Below are 6217 nucleotides of genomic sequence, written 5' to 3' on the forward strand. Positions count from 1 at the left end.
ATAGCACTAAACTCTGACTCTCAGGAACGAATAGAAATGCTTCATTGAGTTGAATCGGCCCAACAGGCTGGGATGGAATTTGATTGAATAGAAATGCAGAAGGATTCACACTCAGCAAAGGGTTAAGCGGATTGACGGGTGGGTGAAGTCATGGAAAATTCTCCACCACCCGGAAACTGGATCGCATTAGCTGTTGTGCCAATAAATGAACCATTAACATTTAATGAGGCATTTTGTCCAAATATGATGCCGTTAGGATTCATTAAAAAGAAATTAGCATTACCTTGAGTTACAAGTGTTCCTTGGATGTCAGAGGGGTTTCTCCCTGTAACTCGCACCAAAATATTGTTGATGGTAGGGGCGTTTTGGAAATTGACTACCTGATCACTTGGAATACTAAAGTTGCTAAAACTATGGAATAAATTTGTATTGCCAACGGTTGTACCCCCTGTAATATCCAAGGTAGTGTTGTCGATTTGCTGCACTTGAGTTCCCACAGAGGCATCAGGAGTGACCTGAGCAAAGGTAGGATTGCACACTTGTCCGCTAATCGTAATTCCCAGAAACCATCTCCAACAAGTACTCCTGAAAGCGGACATTGCACCCCCTTGGCTTTGTAGTGGTTACCTAACAACAACACTGCACTAGTAACTTGGAACGTTTTATTAGTAAGCTTTTTTGAACTTACTTTAATCTAGCGATCGCGTTGGATCGCAACTCAATTACCTAAAAATAAATTACCGACACTTATAATCGGATTTTTCAAAACGAGGGTTGAAATAAGCATCCGTGCAGAACTTACGCGCTTGGATTTGATGACCTCTTTTCAACATCCTGTAAAAAAGATTGGGAGATTTGCATAAGAATACTTCATTCCCATGAAATAAGGAAGGAGCTGTTCTAAAGGTGTTATTGCACGTACAGAGAAAATGGCAAATTAAACAAACAGTGTGCAGCGCTTAAGCGCGTGCCCAAAGTTACGGCTTGCCGAAAGTTACACACATCACACACAATTGCGGAAAATTATATTATGTCCAGACTAATTGTTTCTTTGCCCCCATTAGAAGGCACTTCTAGTTCCGATCTAGTGGTGGGACAAGAGGATAATGCATTACCAGCAATTGGAATTGAGGTTCTAAAAAACGGAGTCATTGATACCCAAGCAAGTAACGACACTATCGAGGGTAGTGCCACTGGCGGCACAGATGACGGCACCGGAACTGGCGATACTGGCGGCACAGGCATTGTTAACAGTGGCACCATCAATGCAGGGGAGGGAGGCGATACTCTCAAAGGTACTGGCACTGGCGGCTTAGGCAGCTTAGGCGGCACAGGCATAGGCATTGCTAACAGTGGCACCATCAATGCAGGGGGGAAAGGCGATACTATCAAGGGTACTGGTACTGGCGGAACTGGCGATACTGGCGGCACAGCCACAGGCATTGCTAACAGTGGCACCACCAATGCAGGGATGGGAGACGATACTATCGAAGGCGCAGGCACTGGCGGTGAAGGCTATCGAGGTTACCTTGGATTTAGTATAGGTATCTCTAACACTCAGGGCGGCTACATTAATGGAGGAGATGGAAAAGATTCGATCAAGGGAACCGGAAACGGGGGCATCAATAATACTCAGGATAGCCGCATTGATGGAGGATTGGGGGACGACTTGATCACAGGAACTGCACTTACTTATGAGGAGAGTGCTCAAGGAATTTCTAACACTGGGAGCAGCGATATTAATGGAGGACAAGGGAACGATTCCATCTTTGGAACTGGAACTGGTAGTGGTGATATTGCGGATGGTACAGGCATCTTTAACAGTGGTGCTAGCGTGATTAGTGGAGGTCTTGGAAACGATTCTATTACTGGTATCGGCAACGGTGGTGCTGCCGTTGTGCTACCTTTTGCATCATACAATGCAAGTAGAGGTATAGGCATCTCCAACAGTGAGGGTAGCGTGATCAATGGAGACCAAGGAAACGACTTTATCTCTGGCACAGGCATCGGCGGTGCAGGGTTCTACGATGATAACCCTTTTGGGAGCGGCCCAGTGAAGATTGCACCCGGTGTAGGTATAGGCATTATTAACAGTGGCACTATCAGTTTAGGCGATGGCAACAATACCATCATCGGTACTGGCATGGGTCTAGGCACAGGTATTCTTAATACCAATGGCATTATTTCTTCTGGGGCAGGAGCTGATACCCTTACTGGCTATGGCACCAGCATTGGCATCCAAGGCGGCACGATTGATGGCGGAAACGGTAACGATTCCTTCAAGGCCCGTCGAATTGATGATAGCGGTAATCCCGTTTCAAACCAAGGGGGCGCTATTGCCGATATTGTGATTAAGGGTGGATATGGAGCCGACACATCTGATGTTGGTTACGGTAATGCCACGATCGATGGTGGTTCGGGATCGGACAAGCTAATTTTGCCTGATTTCAAAAGTGATTATACCATTCTAGGCAGCTCGAACAATTACACTATTAAGCGCGATCAGTTCACGTTGAATGTATTGAATGTTGAGGAAATTGCCTTTTTTGGCGTTCCTCCACAGGACAGTATGCAAGGGGTTACTCTTTAGGGATTTCCAACAAGCACACTAGTTCTGGATGTTCCTCCTTCAAGATGTTTGAAAAGTTTTATTGTAGGTATCAAAAAGTTCTGAACCTCTTAAATTCCTCGATAAATTGGAGGACTTAGATTCCGGTTTTCCACCAATTTATCGGAGAGTGGGCGCGGTAAATTGGGTTTCCCCCATGAGCGACTAGCTTGGATGTTGGGGGAATCAATAAGTCTTAGATACAGCCAAATACTTTTCAAACATCATCTAAGACCGCTTTGTAGCGGAGCTTTTTTTAGCTTACTTTAATACGAATTCTTAAACTACCGTAATTAGATTTTTTACTCTCATAGCAAAATCTATACCTCTCTGTACACCAGTCTGTATAAGGGTTGGGGGTTGCTCCAAGTAGTGCTAACTTGAAGCGGATTTTTTCTTGAGGGGAGACAAAATACCCTGAAATAGATATATGGCAAGTAGTGTAGCAATTTATGGTAAAAGAAAAAGAGCATTAATTCGCAATAAGGTCAAAAAATTAAACGTATGGGTGTTCAAAAATATGTCGGTAGAATTAAAGAATCTGGGCGGACAATTCGCCGTCATAGCAGTTTTTATATTGGATTATATGGGTCTAACTGGGTTGATTTTATGGAAAATTCTTATGAATTAGTAGCTAAGTTAATGACACTAGCTCCTAATAAGCGTAAGTATTATCAACAAGGGGAAAGAGCTATGAGGCTTATCCTATCGGCATCCTAGCCCTTTTTGTCCCCCCGTAAGGATTTTTTAGCACTACCTTTGGGATAGCTGCGATGAAGCGATCGTCTACGGTGCGATAAATTCAGCTTCATGAATCGCACACTTGTAAATCCTTATATCAATTAAATTACCATATCTATGAAACAGGTACTGCGCTGGCATATTCCAGCAATCGTTCCCATCCCCAGACCCATGCAGTTTTTACTCTTATCTCTTTACCGTTGCTAAATTTGATAAATTCTCCACCTCCGTCAAAAAATACATCAACAACTAACTGATTCCGCACATCGCGTCCCCACATTTTTTCTGAGGCTTTCCACCACCGTTGTCCAGGCGAAGAGAACATGGGCAATTCTAAATATTCATCACGCCATGCTTTAGGCTTCCAATTATCCTGTAGCGCACGAATTAATAAGGCGTTGGGGAAAATCTCTTTCTCGTGTTCACTCAGCCACAGTGCATACTCAATTGCACTTCGCAAGGTATCCTCTAAATTATACGAACAACCTTCAAGTGCGTCTTGGACTTCGGTATCACCGAAATTAACACCAATAGTTAGCAACGCTGGTTCGTATTTCTTAAATACCTCGTACTCAACCGATTCTTTTTCCCAAAACCACATAGTAGACCCCTAACTATGTTGAGCATCTAATCAAAATTTACCATTGAGCATCCCAAACTAGGGTATGAAGTCAGCATAACCTAGAAAACCTGTGGGACTACCGCCAACATCACCTAGATCGCCGAAAATGAAATCACTTTCTAGAGTCCAAGTCAGATTGTCGTTACCAAGAGTACCGTTAATAGATGCCATGTCCATCACTCCTTGTCAAACTTTAATTTAAACAGATGATAACAAGTGACGATTCAACTAAAAGATGTGGGCAACCGTTTGAAAAAGAATTTCTAGTTTTATCTGGAATGCTGTGCTTAGACTTTGTAGTTCTTTACTATTGTTATTCTTATGCTGAAATAAACAGCAATATGTGGAATCAAAACTATGCGTGATGTAATTTTTCATGCTTTTAATTGTAAATACAAAGATATTATCAATGCAGTCGATAAAATTCATGATGCTGGTTATGGTGCAATCCTAATTCCTCCGCCCTTATACTCAGATAAAAATGGCGACCAATGGTGGCAACGTTACCAACCGAAAGATTACAGCGCTTCCGGCTATTATGCAATACAGTTTTTCTCCTTGCCCTTTCCTATCAAAGCTGTCAGATTTGAGGATGTACCTCATAGCTGCCGTAAGTGCTGTATCGAGTTCTTTTATCTCATTTGGGAGGAAAACAAGAACTTATTGACTTGATTCAGAAATGTCATGAGACTGATCCTAAAATTCGAGTCTATGCTGATATAGTCATTAACCACATGGCTAATGAAAGTAGAGCGGAACCATTAAATTTTCCAGGTGAAGCCGAACTTCAAAAATATAGAAGTGATCCAACATTTAAAGATAATCTTTTATATGGTAATTTAAACGAAGGTCTGTTTTCGCCTTGGGATTTTAATCAAACTAGCAATATTCAAAATCATGAATGGTCTAATCGAGACAGAGTTATATTTGGTAAGTTAAGCGATTTACCCGATCTGAACGATTCACCTTGGGTTTTATTACAACAACGAAATATGCTTGTTGCTTTAGCAAATATGGGTTTTGATGGTTTTCGTATTGATGCAATCAAACACATGACGGAAAGGATGATTGATAATTTTGCTGATTGCGAACAGATAGCTTCTAAGTATCTATTTGGCGAAGTTTTGACTGGTAGCGATCACGATGAAAATATTTTTATCGATCCCTTTATTCGAGAAACTTGGATATCTGCCTACGATTTTCCTCTATTCCAAACTATTAGAGAAGCATTTGGTATTGGTGGCTCATTAAGAAGACTAGCTCATCCCGAAGCTGAGGACAATGCCTTGCCTTGGCATCGGGCAGTAACTTTTGTTATTAATCATGACATTCCCTATAATGATGGTTTTCGCACTTGGTTATTAGATCGACAAGATGAGCATTTGGCTTATGCTTATATACTGGGAAAAGATGGAGGAGTTCCTTTAATATTTTCTGACCAGAATGAATCAGTTGGAAAACATCCTGAAGACAGAGATAGATGGACAAAGATTACCGAACGACCAGATATTTTCAGCATGATTAGTTTTCATAATGCCGTTCATGGAGAACCGATGGCAATCTTATATGAAAGCGACACTGTATTAGTGTTCCGTCGAGGAAATATGGGAATTGTTGCCATTAACAAAGGTGGAACAGAGAATTGGGTTGAATTTAATACTTGGGGTTTAAAAAATCCAGGAAACTATACAGATTCAATTCACAAACATCGGATGAAACTTTCGGGTAATCGTTTTACTCTATATATCCCTCCCAGAACTGCTCAAATGTGGTTAGAGGATGAGTTACATTCTATATAGATATTAATCGCCCTTTTTAGCTAATTGAAGAGGTTAAACCCTCAGAGACAAGCTCAATATCGAGACTGGGTATGAAACTAGGCTTGTTCTAAAGAGTGGCAAATTGGGTTCCCTGGAAGGACAAGCCACCAGTGTTGCGGTTGTAACTGAGATACTGTTGGCGAATTGCGATCACTACCCTCAAAGCATTGAGATGTCGTAGCGCCTCACTTCATAAATTGTGGTTTACATGAATTCGCCAACGGTATCCGGTGATGCCACTATCAACGAGAGAATGGGGCTTCAAGCGGTGTAGACTGTCCGTTAATGGCGGCTATAAAAGGACACTCCTCATTCCCTACTCAGATTTCTTCTTGAAGCGATAGGCCATTCCGGCATGGCAACTCTTGGAGACGCTCCGCGTAGCTTGCTTCCACGGAGTGGTACGCTTACCGCTTTCATGCAATG

Annotated in this window: 6 protein-coding genes and 1 pseudogene; 4 read left to right on the forward strand and 3 right to left on the reverse strand. The window is 42.1% G+C overall.

What is annotated here, in order from left to right; all coding sequences use genetic code 11:
• Nucleotides 1-122: 122 nt before the first annotated feature.
• The gene (locus VE944_RS31780) at nt 123-599 is read right to left on the reverse strand and encodes a filamentous hemagglutinin N-terminal domain-containing protein (RefSeq protein WP_324987106.1); all 477 of its coding nucleotides are present in this window, start codon (nt 597-599) and stop codon (nt 123-125) included.
• A gap of 431 nt (nt 600-1030) precedes the next feature.
• Here VE944_RS31780 and VE944_RS31785 point away from each other — a divergent pair, with 431 nt between their 5' ends.
• Together VE944_RS31785 and VE944_RS31790 are read left to right on the forward strand one after the other, a co-directional pair.
• Nucleotides 1031-2590: a beta strand repeat-containing protein gene (locus VE944_RS31785; protein ID WP_324987109.1), complete on the forward strand. Its 1560-nt coding sequence runs from the start codon at nt 1031-1033 to the stop codon at nt 2588-2590.
• 504 nt (nt 2591-3094) lie between these two features.
• Nucleotides 3095-3328: pseudogene (locus tag VE944_RS31790) on the forward strand (IS4 family transposase); the annotation flags it as partial.
• 136 nt (nt 3329-3464) lie between these two features.
• Here VE944_RS31790 and VE944_RS31795 read toward each other — a convergent pair.
• Both VE944_RS31795 and VE944_RS31800 read right to left on the reverse strand, forming a co-directional pair.
• The gene (locus VE944_RS31795; protein WP_324987112.1) at nt 3465-3950 is read right to left on the reverse strand and encodes a hypothetical protein; all 486 of its coding nucleotides are present in this window, start codon (nt 3948-3950) and stop codon (nt 3465-3467) included.
• 57 nt (nt 3951-4007) lie between these two features.
• A complete protein-coding gene (locus VE944_RS31800; RefSeq protein WP_324987116.1) occupies nt 4008-4142 on the reverse strand; it encodes a hypothetical protein in 135 nt (44 codons plus the stop codon).
• Between the two features lie 186 nt (nt 4143-4328).
• Between VE944_RS31800 and VE944_RS31805 the strand changes: the two genes are divergently transcribed.
• Together VE944_RS31805 and VE944_RS31810 are read left to right on the forward strand one after the other, a co-directional pair.
• Nucleotides 4329-4643: a hypothetical protein gene (locus tag VE944_RS31805; protein ID WP_324987119.1), complete on the forward strand. Its 315-nt coding sequence runs from the start codon at nt 4329-4331 to the stop codon at nt 4641-4643.
• Entirely contained in the window at nt 4640-5770 is a 1131-nt protein-coding gene (locus tag VE944_RS31810) for an alpha amylase C-terminal domain-containing protein (protein ID WP_324987122.1), read from the forward strand. Before VE944_RS31805 ends, VE944_RS31810 begins: the two co-directional genes overlap by 4 nt.
• Nucleotides 5771-6217 lie beyond the last annotated feature (447 nt).

It is taken from the genome of Nostoc sp., assembly GCF_035638895.1.
GTDB lineage: Bacteria > Cyanobacteriota > Cyanobacteriia > Cyanobacteriales > Nostocaceae > Nostoc.

What these genes read in the sequence shown, in the direction of transcription:
- VE944_RS31780 (WP_324987106.1), bottom strand. Translation starts at nt 599, where the DNA reads ATGTCCGCTTTCAGGAGTACTTGTTGGAGATGGTTTCTGGGAATTACG.
- VE944_RS31805 (WP_324987119.1), top strand. Translation starts at nt 4,329, where the DNA reads ATGCGTGATGTAATTTTTCATGCTTTTAATTGTAAATACAAAGATATT.
- VE944_RS31795 (WP_324987112.1), bottom strand. Translation starts at nt 3,950, where the DNA reads ATGTGGTTTTGGGAAAAAGAATCGGTTGAGTACGAGGTATTTAAGAAA.
- VE944_RS31800 (WP_324987116.1), bottom strand. Translation starts at nt 4,142, where the DNA reads ATGGCATCTATTAACGGTACTCTTGGTAACGACAATCTGACTTGGACT.
- VE944_RS31785 (WP_324987109.1), top strand. Translation starts at nt 1,031, where the DNA reads ATGTCCAGACTAATTGTTTCTTTGCCCCCATTAGAAGGCACTTCTAGT.